The following is an 18,444-nucleotide window of genomic DNA, read 5'->3' as shown; positions in this document are numbered from 1 at the left end:
CGTCGGCGCATCGCGCCGACTTACGCGGTCATTGCGGTGCGCCGTTGGATATCCAGTTCACGAAGTTGTCGTAGTCGACTCTGTCGGCAGTTCCCGGGTTGGCGAGCGATTTGAACTGAGGGAGCGGGTCGCTTCCGCCGGCGTGCGGTACGAGGGCAGCCGGTTTGAGCAGGAGCTTGCTCAATCGAGTATCGGAGAAATTGATTCGGCTCGTGATTCTTTCGTACTGGCCCGGAGCCGACTGGAAATCCACCGGCGGCGTCGGTTCTGACGATGGCGAGGAGTGGCATGAGAAGCAGGTATCCCTGCTAAGAATAGTGTTGATCTGAGTAAGCCCGATCGTGTTCTGATCGAAGAGGGCGTTGTCGTTGCTTACAAACACCTCGACGGTCGCGGGATCGCTCTTCATGCCAGCCCGGCTCGTCACCAGTTGCACCTTGTAGGTTCCCGTGGACGCGGTTGCGTTGAAACGGGCCCGAGGCGTGTTTGCGTTTTCGATCTGCACCGCCGCCGGTGCGATGCCCGCAGGCGCGGAAACGACTGTCCAGCTATAGGCGTCGTTGAACGTCTGAACTGCTCTCAATGCCACCCATCCCGTGCGCACCGTGCGGGTAAGCGGCCCGGGATCCGCGATCGGACGCCCCGGCTGGATCACCTTACCCGATGCGTCGCGGATGGGCAGCGGTTCGGCGGGAGTCGGCACGAGTGTCTGTTCGAGAAACTGAGCGAGCTTTTCCGGGCCGTCCGTTTGCCAGAAGTTGTCGTACACAATCTTGGCAAGCGGCATGGTCCCCAGATCGATCATGTAGTGCCGTGTCAGCGGGGCGTAGTTCTTGAAGGTCGCGTAGTCGTCGAAGTCCAGATGGATGTAGGGGAAGTCGGCAGACCTCGCATCGTCCCGCAACATGTGACACGCGCGGCAGGATCGTGCGATGACGCTGCGATACAGGTCCGGATTGTTGTTGGCCCATGAAACCGGCATGTAGGTATCCGCATAAACGTCATTGGGAAGTCCGTCGCCGCCGTATGCGTTACGGATCAGATTCGCCGCGCCGCCCTGCCATTCGTTCACGTTCGCTTCGCGCCTGAAGGCCGGTTCATCGGGGCAGTTGTTGCCGCCGCTCCCGGCGGGCGACGGGTATGAACACAGGACGAAGCGGTTCATCAGCTTCAGCGCGGCTTCGTAATCGGCGCGCGTGTTTCCGGTCATTGTCGAGAAATCGAAGGTGCCAACCTCGAACGGCTGCAGGCGCGCCTGTGCATCACCATTAGCGTTGGAAGTCCCGGGCAATGTTGCGAACAATGGACTGCCATAGAAAAGTTGACCGCTTGCATTTCTGTCCAGTGCATCGGCGCGTCCGCCGTGACAACTGAAGCAGACCGCCGGCATCGCCTTACTCCCTCGCCCGTCGATATCGACCGTCAGTTGGCGCTGTCCCGTAATCCGATCGAAGTTGAAAAACTTGGCGAACGGTGCATCGTTCGGCCCGGCGCCAGGCCTCGGACTGAATTCAATGGCGTTGTAAAGAATGCGCCAGCGCGTGTCCTTCACGATTGCAGCGCTGAGACTTTGCGGCGTGTAGCCATAGACGCCGCCCGGACTCGTCAGGTAGTTCTCGACGAGAAACGCAATGGTCCTGCGCGCAGGATCGCGCCGCGCCGTCATCCTGCGCCCGTAACCAAGATCGCGCACATCGCCGAATACAGCGGTGACTTCGGTTCCCGTACCACTTCCGAAGCCGTTTGCGGCCTTCCACTTGTCGAGCGTATCCCGCTCGTTGAGCGGATCGATAGCCGCGTAGTACGCCTTCGCATAGTCTTCGGACAGCGTCTGCGCCTGGGCCAGTTGCGTGGCGTCGGGAGGCAACTGCGGGTTCGGGAAGATCAGGAACATGTCCGAACTCGTCGGCGCCGCGACGGGCGGTGCAGAGGGCGACACATCGTTGCTGCTGCTGCTGCCGCCGGTGCAGGCGGCGAGCCAAGACACCAGCGCGAAGGCCGGGAGTCTGGCAAGCGGTCTCAAAGTCATGGCCCTGCCCTCAGAAGCGGTGCTTGTAGGTGATGATGAACTGACTGGACACATAGGGCACGTCGCTCGCCCCTTCAAAGTCGGGCCGCTCCGTCGGCGTCACATGCGTATAACGCCACGAGACATCCAATGATCCGTTCGGACCGATCGGGTGGACATAGCCCAGCGACGTGAACCACATGTGCGCCCGGAAGCGGTAACTGAAGAAATCGTCGCGATTGAACGCGTCGTCACGAACGAAGACGTTTGCAACGTCGATGTTGTCGAGCGTCAGCCGTCCCGACGACACCGCGTCGCCAAGCCGGTATTCCACATTGGCGTAGAAGCGACCGCCCGCGAACGTCCGATAGTTGACGCTCAGTTGCGCGGCGTTGTCGATGGCCGCGAATACATCGCTCTTCGCGTAGCGCTGGTTATGGGCAAGCGTACCCGTCACCCGGATCCGGTCGGTCACAGGCTGATCGATCATGCCGCCCACCGAATAGCGATAACCCCTTCGCAGGTCCGAGCCGTACTGGTCACCTTCGAAGAGACTGAAGACAGAGAGCACGGGCGCATAGAAAGCAATTGACGGCCGGTATTGAAGCTGTCCATACAGACCTGCGTAGAGGTTCGACAGTTTCGTATAGGTCCGGAACCCTTCGGCGCCGCCGTATACGTCGAGCATGACCTGGAAGGAATCGCCGAGCGGAATGAAGAATGTCTTCGCGATCTCCCCCTTCAGCGACTCGTCGGAGAGCTTATCAATGGAATCGCGCGCGCGGCTCACGTTGTTGTCATAGCCGACTCCCAGACTCACCGCGATGTCAAGCGGCTTGCGCGGAAGCACCCCCTGGCTCGCGTCGCTGGAGGCGGAAGCATCTGGAACCGTGGGCTCGGGTGTATCGGCGAAAGCGACGTCGCTCATCGCCGCGACGAGCAGCAGTGCGGGAAGCCGTCCGCGCCCGCATGCTCCGCACGCCAGCCCCAAACACGTCATCCCGAAAGCGGAAGCAAATCTCATAGCATCTCCGCAGAAGAGGTGCCGGCACGATCATTCGTATGACCGCGCGCGACGGTCCGGAGAACGTCGGCATTCGAACGGAGAACTCGTCGAATCCATTTACAGTAGTCGCTAGCTTGTGAACTTGTAATGGATTTTTTTCTGACCGTGTCAGGACAAGCCGCGGGAATGGCATTCCCGATCTCTAGACGCTGACGTGCGCGTCTTTTTAAAGTCGGTGCGCATAGCTAACTTCCTTTTTACATCCAGAGGAGATCGTCTATAGTCCGACGCGGCGTATCTGGAAGGTATATTGGCTGCTGAAGGTTCGCTAATTCCGCTAGTGACGTTCATTCATATTGCTAATGGCGAATTTTCGTATCTCATTGTTTCGGTGTAATTTTTTGACACGTTGCGGGATGTCGAGAACCGTTGCGCCGAGCCCACAGGACGGCCTCAACGTTGACGCAGCCTCAGCGAGCGAAGTGCCGAGCGTACGCGCGAACTCGGTACCAAGCGCCGCTCGTCCGCGCGACAGCGCGTCACGGATCTTCGCCCAGAGCCTCCGGCATCTTTGGATGATCGCCTGTGCTCGTTCGAATGTGCTCGCGAACAGCGGAGTCCGCACCGCATGCAGCTTCATAGCCAAGTGAAACCAGTCGAGCATTGGTGTTGCAACGTTCGGTACCACATCGGTGACTAGGGAACGCATGCCTTCTGCGCCGTCGTTCACAACATCAACCTCAGTTTCGGCATGCCAACCGGTGTTCTTCAGCGCCGAAGCAACGAGCATACTCGTGAGACTGCGGCGCAGTGTGACGCAGGCGAAATCGCGTCCACAGTAGCCTTGCCAGATTTTTTGACACAAACAACAAGCAAAAAAGTGATGAAAGTGTTGACGGCGCCGGAGCGCCGGCGACGATGGTCAGCCGATGAAAAGCTGACGATGGTGCGAGAGAGTTTTGAGCCGGGCAAGTCGGTCTCGATAGTTGCACGCCAGCACGGCGCCGGTCCGAACCAGCTGTTTCACTGGCGCAAGCTGCGTCAGAACGGTAGTCTGTCAGCGGTTAGTGTCGGCGAGGACGTGGTCCCCGCGTCCGAATTGAGCGATGCACTGAAGCAAATCAGGGAACTGCAGCGCTCCCGTGATGCCACAGTCGTTCGGATGGCATCGATGCCTCGTTTCGGCTACCGCGAGGCTTTGCAGACCGTGGCGGAATTGGCCCGGGTGCGAAGAATTTATTTTCAAGATGCAGCCTAATCCGCTGATCGCGCAACAATGCGAGGAACATACCGAAAAACTCCCGTGTGCCAACCTCCTATTGCGTCGATTCCCGGCGTTCGCTTTTGCTGCGAGTCGCCTAGAATATGTGCGACTGGCGCAAGCCAGTTTGGACCAGCTAGGTGGATCGCGAAGTACAAGGTCAGAGCGTCGCCGACGCTGTATGTAAAAAAAGCTCGTGGGTGCAAACCTGCTCACAGCCGATTCCAGCATTGATGGTACCGGATTGAAAAGCGGCCGGGTAGCCATTTCGTGCTAACCACGAAGCGAAGATTCGCGTAATGCGTAGTCGCGTTTCTCCCTTCTGGCTAGCGACAACAATTGATCCTGGCGACTTCCGTTTCGACATTTACCACCCAGGGCAATCGCACGAAAAATTGTTTACACACAATGGGTTACGAATGGGGGTTGTAGACTGCTGCGAAGAAGCGTTAACTCTTGGTTTTGCCAAGAGCCGAGAGTGGTGTGGACGACGAATACGAGCCGTTGAGTTTGCAAGACGCGTTTGGGGACCTGACGGATCCGCGTGTACGCACTCCGGAGCATGATCTGACGGAGATGCTGGTGGCTGCACCGGCGGCGATCCTGTCGGGTGCCGACACCTGGGTGGGGATTGCGTTGTGGGCGCAAGGACAACTGGAATGGCTGCGCCGGTACTTGCCGCTGCGCAACGGGATTGCCTCGCACGACACGTTCGGGCGCGTATTCGCGGCGCTTGATGCGCGGCAGTTCGAGGCGTGCTTTGTGCGATGGGTAAGCGGCATTTGTCCTGCAGTCACGGGCCAGGTGGTGGCAATTGACGGCAAGACAGTACGGCGCTCGCACGGCATGGGGCGAAGCGCGATCCATCTGGCATCGGCCTATTGTGGCGCGTTGGGGGCGACCTTTGGCCAGGTCAGGACTGCAGACAAAAGCAACGAGATCACCGCGATCCCGGCATTGCTGGATGCCTTGCTGCTCAAGGGTGCGATCGTGACGATCGACGCGATGGGTTGCCAGCGGGAGATCGCGGCGAAGATCGTGGCTGGAGGTGCCGACTATGTGCTTGCGGTCAAAGGCAATCAGCCTGCCTTGCATGAAGCAATCGTGCAACTGTTCGATGCACAGCGCACACAGTCTTTGCGCAACGTGCGCTTCGCGGAGCACTGTCAGACAGGCAAGAAAGTGCACGGAAGAATCGAGACGCGCCGGTGCGTTGCGACCGACATGATTGACTGGCTGGATGAGGACGGCAAATGGGCCGGCCTGCGTTCGGTGGCGATGGGGGAGGCCACCCGCGAGATCGAAGGCCGCGTTTCGCTGGAACGGCGCTACTACATGAACAGCCTGTCCGCTGATCCGAAACGGATCAACGAGGCGGTGCGCGCCCACTGGGTCATCGAAAACAGCATGCATTGGGTGCTCGATGTCGCCTTTGGCGAGGATCAATGTCGTGCCCGGGTGGACAATGCAGCACAAAACTTCGCGATCCTGCGCCGTATCGTGTCGAATCTACTGCGCGCTGACAAAGCTACCAAGGTCGGCATAAAGAACAAGCGCCTCAAGGCCGGATTCGATGAACACTATCGGGCTCGAGTGCTTGGAATGCAGGTCTCTTGATGCGATTGCCCTGATTTACCACCCAGACGTAGTAGTCGGCAGGCGCAACCCGTGGTAGCGTTTGAGCATCGCCAACCGGCGGTTCGGTGCTGGCGGCCGTGATTGCCAATTCCAATTCCGCTTCATCTATCTCGGAACCTAACATGAGCGAACGTCGTCGCTACCGCCGCAAACCGGGGCAGTTCGTTGTCGCGGTGCGCTTGCAACTCGACACAGCCGGTTTCAGTTACTACAAATGGGGCGCGGATCAGCGCTGCAAGCACGGTGATTGGCTTGTGGACAACGACGGTGACATCTATACCGTTGATGCTGACGTCTTTGCCCGAACGTACCGCGAAATTCGCCGCGGCGCCTATTCAAAGATCACGCCGGTCTGGGCTGAGATCGCACAGATGGCTGGCGAGGTGATGACCAGGGGAGGCCAGACCCGCTATGCTGCCGGCGACTATCTCGTCTTCAACGACGAAGACGGCAAGGACGGGTACGCCATGACATCCTCCAAGTTCGAATCGAGCTATGAGCGAGACGATTAGCCGATCATGTAGTCCGGCGATCGACTCTTCATCCGCTTCCGAACGTTCGCGGTGCATCGATCGCGTGCAACGATCCCGCTCCCACCACATCGAATATGCCGCAAACGTAGCAGGCTTGTGCATGCACGATCACCTTACACGTTACCGACATCGATCACGTCCACCTCAAACCCATCGTCTTGCCATAGCCTGATCGCGTCGGCGGTTCCCCCTGGACCATCGCCCTGCTGCCGGTCCCAAACCGCCAGGACGATCGGCGTTTCGTCCAGCCGGCGGGCGAATTCGAGCGCGCGCTTCTGCACTTCGCGATTTGCTTCTTCGAGCGCCCTTCCCAGCTCAGCGTCCGGTGGACATGGGTCCCGAAGCGGCTTGCAAAACTGGACCCGTCCGGTGGCCTTCACTTTGTCAAAACGCGCCTTCCATTGGTCACCGACTGAGATCGCCACGAAATCGGCCTCGGGCATCGGTAACACGACAGTCGCTCCGCGCCCATGGCTCACCAGTTCCTCGAGCACGATTAAGTCGGTTCCGCGAGCCGCCTGGCCGAAGCCATACAGGTTTCCGTACCTTATAACCCGGTCTCTGATGGCCTTGCGCACTTTACTGACCTTGCTTTGCGGAAAGCGCGGGCTCGGGCGATCATCCGCATCTGTCATGTGCCCAAAGTAGGCAAGCACATGAGGCACCGTGAGCAGATCATCCAGCCAATCCGGCGGTTTGCCGAGTGCACTCAGATTCAGACGAGCTTGCCTGCGCATCATGGCGATATTGTCGTGCAGACCTGCGGCCTTCGCGACCGCCTTTCCGTACCATTCGCGCGCATCGTCGAACTTTCCAAGCAACAGGCACGCCTCACCCAGGGTCGCCAGATCCCAATGCGGAAGAGTCGCTTCGTCGTTTGTCAGTAACGCATCACGGACCTTGCCTGCAGTCTGGAACATGCGCGGCACGTCATCGCACTGCAAGGCCATCGCTGCCGCGTTGATGCCGTTGAACGCATCACCAAAACGTTCGTACGTTTGAAGATAGGTTCGGTAGGTAAGTTGCTTGAACGCCGGATCGTCCGTATCAAGCCAACGCTGCTTGTAGCATCCGGCCAGCAAGCCGCCCGTCTCCGGATCGACCACGCCCTCCCGATGCAACGCCTCCAGCATATGGATCGCTTCGTCAACGTCACCCTTCTTGCGTAGCGCGAACGCGCGCAGTTGCCGCACCCGAACGGTCGGCTCAAGCGGTTTCAGCATCTCCAGAGCGGATTCAAACAGTCCCTTTCCGTTGAACACCTCGGCCGCTTTGATCAGCGGGGCACTGTCCGACAACTCGGTCTTGCGCCACTCGTCCAGAACGGCGAGGATCCGTCTTCCATCACCCTTTGCCGCCGTCATGATTTCGGCTACAAACCGGTCAGTCACGCGCACATCGGCCGCGTCCGCGCGAACGGCTCTCGGGTCCCTGCCGGGATCGAGATCGGCCAGCACGCTAAGCAGACTATCCAGTTTCGGCCCCTCGGCCCGTTTCGAGCCCTTGAAATCGACCCAAACACGCGTATCCAGAAACGTGGGCATTGAAACGTCGCCGACACGCAATGGCACGAGCTTGAACTTCGCGTCTTCGACGGCCCTTTTTACGAGGACATTCGCTTCCTGTTGACACCATGGCGACTCGAGCCAGTCTTGGCTCACCAGAACGACCGCTGCTCGGCTGCGCTTGAGCGCAGATTCGAGTTGACCCGCGAGATATTCCCCCGGCTTCAGCTCTCGCTGGTCGATGAACACACGCAGCCCTGCTCCTTCCAGGCGCGCCACGAGACTCATCGCCCACGCGCGGTCGGTCGAGCGATAGCTCACGAATACGTGATACTCATTCGTATTGAGGTGGGGAATTGATTCCGCTCGCGTTTCAATCGGAGAAGGCGCTATCTCCACCGTTAGCGGCTCGACATCGAGAAGTTTGACCACTTCGTCGATCGGACACGCGTAGACGTAACCATATGCGGCCCGGCGCTTGTCGTCGGCGTCGCCGATATGTTTCGTCAGATGACCGACCAATGCACCCGCCACCACAATCGGCCCGCCCGAAAAGCCGTGCAGCGGTGAAGCATTGCCGGCGGCGATCTGATCCGAGTAGAGCAAAACCGCACTTTGACCGACATCATTGCGGGTTCGGGCGTCCATTACGCGGCCATCGATCGGCAGGCCGACCGGCAGTCCCGTCTTGTCGGCCAATGTCGGGAAGCCGTAACTGGTCCACGCCACGTCGCGTACGAGCGTCTTCGCGACCGGCAGTGCAGCCACCATCAGATCTTCCTGGAAGCCAAGCACAGCCGCATCGGCTTCGGGATCGGATCTCAGCAGAGTTGCCTCGACCGTCGGGCCACCCACACCGACGGTTACAGCAACCCGTTGTCCTGGCTGCAAGTGCCTGACCACATGCAGCGCGGTCGCGATCCGCTGCGGGGCGACGAGATAACCCGAACCGGAACTCTCTGTACTGCGGATGAAGACGCTGCTCTCTTTCAGCCGGTCGATCGAGTTGCCGTTGTTCTCAGGCATGTGCAGGCCCTCCTGCAAGACGTTGCAAGAGCCCGGCCGTGCTCACAGGTTCGTCGGCATTGCCATCGGCGAAATAGACGTCCGCGCTGAGCACGGCATCACCGTCGATCTCTATTTTCGCGTACGTCGGAACCGCACGGCGCCATTGGTCGAGCGAACTGCTTTCGAGATCGGCCACAAATGCCATCAATGCCTTGCGCGCACTGTCCTCCGTGCCCCAGATGGAATCCGGCATACGCATCAGATCGGCCCAGGTCCCGGTGTTGAGATAGACGGGCAATGCGCCATCGACTGCGGAAAGACCGACGCGTTTGACAAGATGCGTGTGCCCATAGACAACGACCTCGAAGCCCGATGCCGAGGCCGTGCGCGCCGCGCTCAGATACGGAGCCACCTCTTCGCCGACCTCGAACGCTAGTCGATGCTTGCCAGCGCTTGCGCGAATTGCCTTGAATAGCGCTTCGCGGCGGCCCTCACGAACCATTTCCGCCACGGCACCGCCGACGCCATGCAAAATATCGCTTGCCGCGTTGATCTGCGCGGCATCACCACCGCTCGCGATGTCCTGCGCGAGATCGAACATTTTCTGGTCGCTCTGGTCACCGCTACCTATATACTCTTCGCCGAGCGGCTCGCGATTTTCATCGTAATCGACAGCCCACGTTTGACGATATTTCTGGAAGAACTGCCACACGTCCCGAATACCAGCCGCGCCAAGCGCGGCGACGATAGGCAGTGCGCCCGCATCTTCAGGTTTCAGCAGGTCGACAAAAGGGTATTGCCGCTTGAGCGGGTTCATCACATCCACAACCAGGCGGCTGCCCGGCAGCGCCGGAAATTCCGGCTTCAGCGGCAACGAGCGCGACAGTTGAGACCGCACGCGTCGAAGCGCACCATGCGGTACCGCATTCCACTCGTCGAAGCGATTTCCATGCTCGATCAGTACCGGGCCGCACGTGAATGCTTCATTATCGTAGATAAACTCGATCCGGCCTGGCCCTATGGCGTCCAGAAGCAGTTGTCGTGGCCCCGGCAATGCAAGCTCGATATCGTGGTTACCGAGCATCAGCGTTACCGCACCATCGCGGCTGGCAATGAATCGTTTCAGCGCCTCCCACACGGGTGCAGTCTCGGCCAAAATGTGGTCGAGTTTCGCACGCGCCGCCTGAGGGTCTCCGGTGAACGCCTGGAATGGCTCCTCAGCCAGAAAGTCGACGATGTCGCCCGCAATCACAAGGCGCACGTCGCATTCTGGACTGCGGCCCGGCAGGCCATCAATGAAGCGCGCCAGTAGGGCCTGGGTACGTGGCGGCGTGATCTGAAAGCCACGGAGCTCTTTTGTCCCTGGCGCGCCGCCAAGATGTAAGTCCGAGATAACAAAGAGCGTCTTGCGCATGCATGCACCTCAACTTTCGAGAAGAGCCGATCGAAACAGGCACCGCTTCGCTCAATTGAATTCGACAACGCAGATCGATGGCGCCGCATTCGAGACCATTCATGTATTCGCATCGTTGTGTTATCAACCAGGGAGTAGCGAGACCCTTGTCATCGATCGCGTCGTCAGGCCAGCGAATTGCCGTGTTGCGCCGCACCGCCGGCTTGCATGCTTCGCCGCAAACGCAGCGCATCGGCAGTCTGCGCGGACGTGCCATATGCACAACGACGAGCCATTGTGCCGCAAGCAGCCCGGCCTTGCTGCTTTGATCAGCTTATACCGTGCGCCTGTCGTTCCGCCCTCATTACATTTTGTTATGTTCGGTAACGCACATTAGTCCATTTCGATTTCAGCTGCTTAACCGTCCACGGAAACGGGTCATCTCCCGGAGACGTTGATGACAACGCGCGAATCGTTGCACGGTCGCCCAGCGGCATTGCGCCTGCACGAGCTGCTCGCGCACCGGCCGGAAGTGGCCGCCCCTGGCATACTTCTATCTGGCACTTTGATGCCGACGGCCAGTATAGGTCCACTTCCTTTCAGCTTCTTCTGCCTGGTAGGTGGGGGCGTTCGTTCATTTGACGCCACGCAGTGCCTGCTGTCAGCGAGCACGTCATATCTTCGTTGAGTGCCCGTTTTTCTGAACGGAGTTTGATTTTAAATAAAATCCCGACCAATCGTTTTCATGTTGTCAGACCGTCGTGCTCGACCCGGCACTCACTCGCATTGGAGTTCGTTACAACCGGTTTCTCAGCACAAAAAGCTCCGTGATTCAGCTAAAGCTGTTCATCGACGTCTACGCACTGTTGAGATCTTCGTATCGCTCAAAAGGAGTTGCTCATGTCCCACGAAGAAGTTGTCGCGTTTCGCGCCAGCGACGGGCATGCGTGCAACCTTATTCACATCGGCGCATCCAGGCAGGCCTCGAAGGGGCCTGTTCTGCTGGTGCATGGGGCAGGCGTGCGCGCCAACATCTTTCGCCCGCCCAACACCATCAACTTCGTCGATGCATTGCTCGACGAGGGATACGACGTCTGGCTGGAAAACTGGCGCGCGAGCATCGATCTTCCGCCATGCCAATGGACGTTGGACGAAGCGGCTTTGTATGATCACCCCGCCGCCGTAAGGAAAATTGTCGATCTGACGGGGGCCCCCACGATCAAAGCTGTAGTGCACTGCCAGGGCTCAACCAGTTTCCTCTTGTCGGCAGTTGCCGGGCTCGTCCCGCAAGTCGACACGATCGTATCAAACGCAGTATCGCTTCATCCTCAGGTCGGTTGGCTTTCATATCGCAAAGGTCGCTATGCAATGCCCATCGTCAGCCTGATGACCGACTATCTCAATCCTCAATGGGGCGAGCACGCCTCTGGTGTCGTACCCAACCTGCTCAAAGGTCTGGTGCGGCTTACCCACCACGAGTGCACCAATGGCGTCTGCCGGTTTTCCAGCTTCACCTTCGGTATAGGATTTCCGGTGCTGTGGCGCCATGAAAATCTCAGCGATGCCGTGCACGACTGGATCCGCCAAGAATTCGCCAATGTGCCGATCTCGTTCTTCCGGCAGATGAACCGGTGCCTGGATGCAGGTCACCTGGTGTCACAGTTGCCGGGGCTTCTGCCGGACCCGACAGCACAGCCGCCGAAGACGCAGGCGCGCTTCACGTTCATCGCCGGCGAGCTCAACGACTGCTTCAAGTGGCAAAGTCAGCAAGCTACGTTCGACTGGTTCGAGCGCCACCGGCCTAACTATCACCGTCTGCATGTGCTGGGCGGATATGGGCATCTCGACGTCTTCATCGGAAAGAACGCGGAGCGCGACGTGTTTCCCGTGCTCATGGCGTCACTGGCCGCCCCGCACTGACTCTGGACCAACAAAGGGAGCCCGTCATGGCGATACCGGCACGACAGAAGTGGCTTGCTGGCCGCCATGCACGGGTGGATGACATTCCATTCGAGATGCCGGTCGCTTCCCAGAATTCGCCGGCGCTGATGGCGGTCTTTTCAATCGACCTCGACGCAGCGCGCAGTGTGATCCCGGGCAATGAAGTCCATCCATTCCAGCTCTGGCGACGAGGCTTGCTTGTCGTGACCGTGATCGACTACGTCATCACCAACATCGGCCACTACATCGAGTACTCCATCGCGATCGCCTGCACCCGCGGCCGCCGCCCGGCCCCGCGCCTGTTGCCGGGCCTTCTCATGAAGACCTTCGGCACAGGGCAGTACGTGGTGGACCTTCCAGTGTCGACCGAGATTTCGGTCAAAGGCGGTCGTGGCATCTGGGGCATGCCGAAGCACCAGGCGAACCTCGACTTCGTCATCGGAGAGCAGTGGGTCAGCAGCCAGTACGACCTCAATGACGAGATGATGATGCGCATAGACGTGCAGAAGCCACGGTCGGCGTGGTTGCCCGTGACCACAGGAGCTGTCAACTACTGCTCCTTTCGCGGCATGCTCATGAAGTCGTACATCTATTTCAAGGGCAAGCTCGGCTTCTCGCTGTTCGCTCCCGGGTCCGCTCGCATGTTCATCGGCGATCATCCGCGCATGGGTTGGCTGAAGGCGCTGGATATCGATCCCACACCGATCGCCACAGGCTTCTTCCCGTCGACAGCGGGCGTGCTGGACGACTACTTCGAGTGCTGGTTCGTTACCAGCGCTGAGCCTCCAAACCGCCCGATGCCGGGCCTCGAGACCACGTATCCGCTCGGGCAGTCCCAGCAGTGGCTTGCACCGCCCGCCCGGCCGGCAGACTGGGAGTCCGCGCCATGATCGGCCGCTTTCTCATCGCCAACCATGCCTTTCTCCTGCTGTGCGCATCGATGTACATGGGCACGGGCGGCTCATTGGTGCTGTTTTCATTTCCCATTGCCTCGCAGCTCACCCCGGACAACTACTACCTGCAATTCGTCCCCCAGGTGTCGGCAGCTACCGCGTTCTTCACGACGATGACGAAGCTGATGCTGGCGAGCGGCTTCATCATGCTCATCGCCGAATGGCGTCAGCCCACGCGCTGGGTGCCGATTGTCGTCCTGCTCGGTGTGTTCATTGCTACGTTTCTCACACTGAAATGGATCTTCCCGCTCAACGCAGAAATGGCCAGTCACATTAAGGATGCGACCCGGTTGCACCAGGTGCTGAACGAATGGATGCGGCTCAATCGGATACGTGCCGCGTTGTGGTGCATACAGTGGTTTGCGATGGCCTGGTATTTCGCGCGTTGGACATACCGTAGCCGCTATTCAGCGTTGGGGCGATGATGCAAATCCTGGTTCTGGAACGCCTCGCGACAAAAGTGATAGCGGCCATAACCGTATTGACGGGAGCTGCCCAGGTCATCGCCCCGGGTTCCTTGCTGGCCCTCATCGCGGACACGCCGCCCGATCGGCTCGCAGCTCAACTGTTCGCCACGGTGGGCATGTTCATGGTGCTGTTCGGCGGCATTCTGCTAAACGCACAGCGGCGCACGGAAGCCCTTTCCGTCGTGCTTCTCTGGGGAGCGTTCCAAAAGCTACTGGCGTCGGCGTTCGTAGCGTGGGGCGTCACGCATGGCGTCTTCATTCCCGCGGCACTGCTGGTGGCCATGTTCGATGGGGCCAGCGGCTTGCTCTATCTTGACTTGCGACGCCGCGGAGGATAGCCAATGGAACGAATGGCGCGCCTTTTCTTCTGGGGCTACACGCTGATGCTTCTGGGCATCGGTGGAAGCGGAATCTTCATTGCCGCGTGGGAGCTTCCTCACATCTTCGAAGTGCGACTGGATTCGATCGACGAACTGCACTGGGCCACCTTTCTCAGCCAATATCGCTTTCTCAAAGGGATCGAACTGGGCTTCGGTGCGTTTTGTCGGGTTTTTCGGAACGAAATCTTTTTGCCTCGCACTGCATCACGCGTGTTTCTCGGCGGCCTGTGCGCCGGTGTCGCGGCCCGCGTACTGAGTTGTATCGTCGATGGCATCCCCACCAAGGCCTTCATCGCGTTCTGTGTACTGGAGGCTGTGACGGGATTCCTGGTGTGGGGGGTAGTCTGGCGCGGGAGGACGTCGTGAGCGCAAACCATTGCCCGCCTATCGCGGCTGACAACCCCTCTGTTCGTCGCGCACTGGTGCTGGCCGGCGGCGGCATGCGTGTGGCCTATCAGGCGGGCGCAGTCAAGGCGTTAATTGACGAGGGCCTGCGATTCAGTCATGCCGACGGTGCCTCTGGCGGCACGATCAACCTGGCTGCCTTGTTGTCCGGCGTGCCGCCCGATGAGTTGTGCGCTCGTTGGCGCGCACTGCCAGTCAAGGAGTTCGCCGCGCTACGGCCGGCACCTGAATATTTGCACATAGCAAACATGAGCGCGTTGGGTAGCGCTGCCGGCCTGACGGAGCACGTCTATCCAGCTCTGGGCATCTCCATCGATCTGATCCGCGCGGCGATTGGCATTGATGGGTCCTTCAATGCCTGTTGTTTCGACGACAAGACCGTGGTGCCCATCTCCCACCCACAGCTTGACCTGCAGCGGCTAGTCGCAGCCGCCTCGCTACCTATCTTCATGCCCGCCGTGAAGGCCAACGGCAAGACCTGGACGGATGCAGTCTGGATCAAAGACGCCAATCTACTGAGTTGTGTCGAGCGGGGCGCGCGCGAACTTTGGCTCGTCTGGTGCATCGGCAACACGCCCGTCTACCGCAATGGCGCATTCAACCAGTACGTGCACATGATCGAGATGAGCGCTACAGGCTCGCTTAACCGGGAATTGGAGACGATCGCGGATTTCAATCGCAGGATCGCGGGCGGCGAGGTTGTCTTTGGCCATGACCAGCCCATTACCGTGCATGTGATCAAACCGGAGCGCCCTCTCCCCCTCGACCCCGATTTTTATCTGGGCCGGATCGATGCCGCGACACTGATCGACATGGGCTACCGTGACGCGCGACGCACGTTGCGCCTCGGTACTCCGTCACCGCTGAACCCGAGCGCATCTGCCATGCGCGAGCCCGGCGTGGGGCTGAGCTTCCGCGAGACGATGGCGGGAGGCTTTCGCATCGGGGCTACCGACCCACTTGCCGTCGAAAGCGATGCAGATACTTCCCCGCTGACCATGAACGCCACGATTCACATCGACGACATGGCTGCCTTCATCGCCGACCCTCGTCACCTCGGTGGCCTGACGGGCCACATAGATTTCACCCCTTTTGGACTCGCGATGCCATCGGAGTCGGGCCTCTTCGGCCTGTTCACGCCCAGCGACGATCCACAGCTAACCTACATGATCTACGAAATCGGATTTCGTTACGCGGGCCAACCGTACTATCTTGCGGGCAAGAAGCATGTCCGCATTGGCAGCCTGTTCAGGATGTGGGGCGAGACGACGACGCTTTACACGACGTTGCATCAGGGCGGCGATGCGAACGGACCCGTGGTCGGCGCCGGCGTGCTGCACCTTGGCGTGCCCCAGCTCCTTCGACTGATGCATACGGTTCACGCCACGAATGCTCAGAACTCGCAACAGGCAGCACATGCGATCTGGCGGTTCTTCAGGTTTTTCGTATCTGAACTGTGGCGCATCTATATCAGGAGATCGCCGACATGAGCACGTTCGAGCACGATGTGATTGTTGTTGGTAGCGGCTTTGGCGGTGCAGTTGCGGCCTGTCGTCTCGCGGAGGCGGGACAAGACGTGCTGGTGCTGGAACGTGGCCGGCGCTGGACCCCGCCGCAGACCTATCCGCGCAACGATGCCGAGTCCTGGTTGTGGAACCAGCAGCGACCGCAACGATTCAATGGCTGGGCCGACCTGCGCACATTCTCGAACATGTGGGTGGTCGCTGCCGCGGGTGTGGGCGGAGGATCGCTGATCTACGCCAATGTCTCGGTCGAAGCAAAACGTGACGCCTTCGACCGCGGTTGGCCGCCGGAGATCACGTATGAAGCGCTTAAGCCCTACTATGAGATCGTTGGCAACATGCTCTGCGTACAGGAGCTGCCCGACAACCAGTTCAGCGAACGCACGCGACTCATGCGCGAGGCCGCCGAGGCGTGCGGCTGGGGCGACCGCTTTCGAAAGCTACCGCTGGCCGTAAGCTTCTCGCCCGATTACGATCCGTCATTGCCCGATGCCCGCAGCGACAGCCATTCGTTCAGGTTCACCAACGTGCATGGAGTGGAGCAAGGCACGTGCGTACACTGCGGCAACTGTGACATCGGCTGCCAGGTGTCGGCGAAGAACACCCTCGACCTTAACTATCTCGCCGTAGCCGAGCGCCACGGCGCAAAGATCCTGCCGCTGCATGTGGTGCAAAAGATCGAGCCACTCAGCCCTGGATGGCGTGTGCATTTCAATGTCGTCGACCGCTCAGGAGGCAGCTGCACGCCTGGGACCGCCACGGCAGCCAGGATAATCCTTAGCGCCGGGTCAATCGGAAGCACCGAGTTGCTGCTACGCTGTCGCGACGAACATCGCTCGCTGCCCAATCTGTCTTCGCGACTCGGCTGCGGATGGGCGTTCAATGGCGACTTCGTCACTGCAACGTTCTATCGGAGCCGCAAGATTTCCCCATCGCATGGCGTGACTATTTCCGCCGCGATCGATCTGCTGGACCATGCTGGCGCCAACGGCCAGTCACTGTTCGTGGAAGACGGTGGGGTGCCGGATCTTACTCATGACCTCGTGCAACGCCGGCTTCAGCGAACGCCTCATGGCGCGTTGCGCACCTTCTGGCGCAGCTTCGCGCGCCATTTTGATTCCGAGGACCCCTTCAACAACATGATGCCGTGGTTCGGGCAGGCGGTCGATCCGGGCGACGGGCGGATGCGCCTAGGTCGCTGCTGGCATGCCCCGTGGCGCCGTGAGCTGCGACTCGACTGGTCGTACACGCGATCGCAGGTGGTGGTCGATGCGATGATCGACGCACACGAGCGCCTGTCGGTCGCCACCGGCGGCCGTCCTTTCATCCCACCGACGTGGAGCAAGTTGCACAAGCTGATCACCCCTCACCCGCTTGGCGGTTGCAACATGGGCCTCACTGCGGCGGATGGTGTCGTCGACGCGAATGGGAAGGTATTTGGCTACGACGATCTATACGTGATGGACGGCGCCATTGTCCCGCGAGCGTTGGGGCTGAACCCATCGCGCACAATCGCTGCGCTGGCTGAACGCAACGTCGCCTTGTTGCTCAACAAAACCTGATCGACACGTCCTGAGTCGGCCCCGAACTAACGCGTCCGACGGTCGCCGAGGCTCTTGCACGTCTCGAAGACAATTGAGCGCTCAGTGCCGTCTATAAGGAACAATGCCAATCTTCCCAAGACATCCCCAACCGAAATGGCTGTGTCGCATGAAAGATCCTGTGAAGTATTCGAGTTGTCCACGTATCAGTTGGGGTTTTTTTCGCAATGCTTCTGCAAGCAAACACAACCCATCGTGAGGCAAACCGATGAAAATCATCCCGTCTATCTGTGCCGTCACGCTGTGGGCATTGTCGGCTAACTGCTTCGCGGCCCCGATCACTTACCCGCCGCTACCGGCGCTGAACATCGACATCAGCCAGACGTCTGTCTCGGGAATTTCGTCCGGCGGTTTTATGGCGGTGCAACTGGCGGTGGCATATTCGTCCATCATCAAGGGCGTGGGCGTCGTCGCGGCCGGCCCCTATTACTGCTCGCAAAACGACGTGCTGATCGCGACGACAAAGTGCTCGTGCACCATCCAGCCGCCAAGCTTGTGCCAGGTCACGCAGACCAGCACCGACGTCCCGACGCTCGTGGCGTTCACGAAGACATCCTCGGCCAATCATCTCATCGACGACGCCGCAAACATCGTGCGACAACGCGTCGTCACCCTCTCCGGTGCGGACGACACCACCGTGCCACGGCCGGTGGTCACGCAGTTGCAGGCGTACTACGCGGCACTCGGCGTGCCTGCGCAAAACGTGTCGACAATCGAACTGAACGACGCGGGCCATACCATGCCGACACTCAACTACGGCGTGGCATGCTCGAAGACCGTGTCGCCATTCATCGGCAAGTGCAATGTGGATGGCGCAAAGGA

The 18,444-nt window shown here is 59.7% G+C and carries 13 protein-coding genes and 2 pseudogenes; 10 read left to right on the top strand and 5 right to left on the bottom strand.

The genetic code is table 11. From position 1 onward, the window contains the following. Nucleotides 1-28 precede the first annotated feature (28 nt). From P0D84_RS40145 to P0D84_RS40135, 3 genes and pseudogenes are all read right to left on the bottom strand, one after another. A complete protein-coding gene (locus tag P0D84_RS40145) occupies nt 29-2,029 on the bottom strand; it encodes a hypothetical protein (RefSeq protein ID WP_408347579.1) in 2,001 nt (666 codons plus the stop codon). Between the two features lie 10 nt (nt 2,030-2,039). Further along, a complete protein-coding gene (locus tag P0D84_RS40140) occupies nt 2,040-3,032 on the bottom strand; it encodes a hypothetical protein (RefSeq protein WP_408347576.1) in 993 nt (330 codons plus the stop codon). Nucleotides 3,033-3,462: 430 nt separating this feature from the next. After that, nucleotides 3,463-3,867, bottom strand: a pseudogene (locus P0D84_RS40135) (ISKra4-like element ISBugl3 family transposase); the annotation flags it as partial. Nucleotides 3,868-3,897: 30 nt separating this feature from the next. Between P0D84_RS40135 and P0D84_RS40130 the strand changes: the two are divergent. From P0D84_RS40130 to P0D84_RS40120, 3 genes and pseudogenes are all read left to right on the top strand, one after another. Beyond that, nucleotides 3,898-4,152: pseudogene (locus tag P0D84_RS40130) on the top strand (transposase); the annotation flags it as partial. Between the two features lie 606 nt (nt 4,153-4,758). Further along, the gene (locus P0D84_RS40125) at nt 4,759-5,892 is read left to right on the top strand and encodes an ISAs1 family transposase (protein ID WP_408347573.1); all 1,134 of its coding nucleotides are present in this window, start codon (nt 4,759-4,761) and stop codon (nt 5,890-5,892) included. Between the two features lie 143 nt (nt 5,893-6,035). Beyond that, the gene (locus tag P0D84_RS40120) at nt 6,036-6,425 is read left to right on the top strand and encodes a hypothetical protein (RefSeq protein WP_408347570.1); all 390 of its coding nucleotides are present in this window, start codon (nt 6,036-6,038) and stop codon (nt 6,423-6,425) included. Nucleotides 6,426-6,559: 134 nt separating this feature from the next. Here P0D84_RS40120 and P0D84_RS40115 read toward each other — a convergent pair whose 3' ends face one another. Next, nucleotides 6,560-8,977, bottom strand: coding sequence for a TIR domain-containing protein (locus P0D84_RS40115; protein WP_408347567.1), 2,418 nt, complete (start codon nt 8,975-8,977; stop codon nt 6,560-6,562). After that, entirely contained in the window at nt 8,970-10,373 is a 1,404-nt protein-coding gene (locus P0D84_RS40110) for a metallophosphoesterase family protein (RefSeq protein ID WP_408347564.1), read from the bottom strand. Before P0D84_RS40110 ends, P0D84_RS40115 begins: the two co-directional genes overlap by 8 nt. Nucleotides 10,374-11,252: 879 nt before the next feature. Between P0D84_RS40110 and P0D84_RS40105 the strand changes: the two genes are divergently transcribed. The 7 genes from P0D84_RS40105 to P0D84_RS40075 are packed head-to-tail and all read left to right on the top strand — an operon-like array spanning nt 11,253 to nt 17,583. Beyond that, a complete protein-coding gene (locus P0D84_RS40105; protein ID WP_408347561.1) occupies nt 11,253-12,272 on the top strand; it encodes an alpha/beta fold hydrolase in 1,020 nt (339 codons plus the stop codon). 26 nt (nt 12,273-12,298) lie between these two features. Continuing rightward, nucleotides 12,299-13,183: an acetoacetate decarboxylase family protein gene (locus P0D84_RS40100; RefSeq protein ID WP_408347558.1), complete on the top strand. Its 885-nt coding sequence runs from the start codon at nt 12,299-12,301 to the stop codon at nt 13,181-13,183. Beyond that, nucleotides 13,180-13,671: a hypothetical protein gene (locus P0D84_RS40095; RefSeq protein ID WP_408347555.1), complete on the top strand. Its 492-nt coding sequence runs from the start codon at nt 13,180-13,182 to the stop codon at nt 13,669-13,671. The genes P0D84_RS40100 and P0D84_RS40095 overlap by 4 nt, the downstream gene beginning before the upstream one ends. Next, nucleotides 13,668-14,051 carry a hypothetical protein gene (locus tag P0D84_RS40090; RefSeq protein ID WP_408347552.1) on the top strand — a complete coding sequence of 128 codons (384 nt, stop codon included), beginning with the start codon at nt 13,668-13,670 and terminating at the stop codon, nt 14,049-14,051. The genes P0D84_RS40095 and P0D84_RS40090 overlap by 4 nt, the downstream gene beginning before the upstream one ends. A 3-nt stretch (nt 14,052-14,054) precedes the next feature. Then, the gene (locus P0D84_RS40085) at nt 14,055-14,459 is read left to right on the top strand and encodes a DUF4345 family protein (RefSeq protein WP_408347549.1); all 405 of its coding nucleotides are present in this window, start codon (nt 14,055-14,057) and stop codon (nt 14,457-14,459) included. Next, entirely contained in the window at nt 14,456-15,988 is a 1,533-nt protein-coding gene (locus tag P0D84_RS40080) for a patatin-like phospholipase family protein (protein WP_408347546.1), read from the top strand. Before P0D84_RS40085 ends, P0D84_RS40080 begins: the two co-directional genes overlap by 4 nt. Continuing rightward, a complete protein-coding gene (locus P0D84_RS40075) occupies nt 15,985-17,583 on the top strand; it encodes a GMC oxidoreductase (RefSeq protein ID WP_408347543.1) in 1,599 nt (532 codons plus the stop codon). Before P0D84_RS40080 ends, P0D84_RS40075 begins: the two co-directional genes overlap by 4 nt. The last annotated feature ends 861 nt before the right edge of the window (nt 17,584-18,444 follow it).

The organism is Paraburkholderia sp. RL17-337-BIB-A (assembly GCF_046025895.1).
GTDB lineage: Bacteria > Pseudomonadota > Gammaproteobacteria > Burkholderiales > Burkholderiaceae > Paraburkholderia > Paraburkholderia fungorum_C.
The sequence above is the reverse complement of the archived record's forward strand: the minus strand, read 5'-3'. Positions and strand labels throughout refer to the sequence as shown.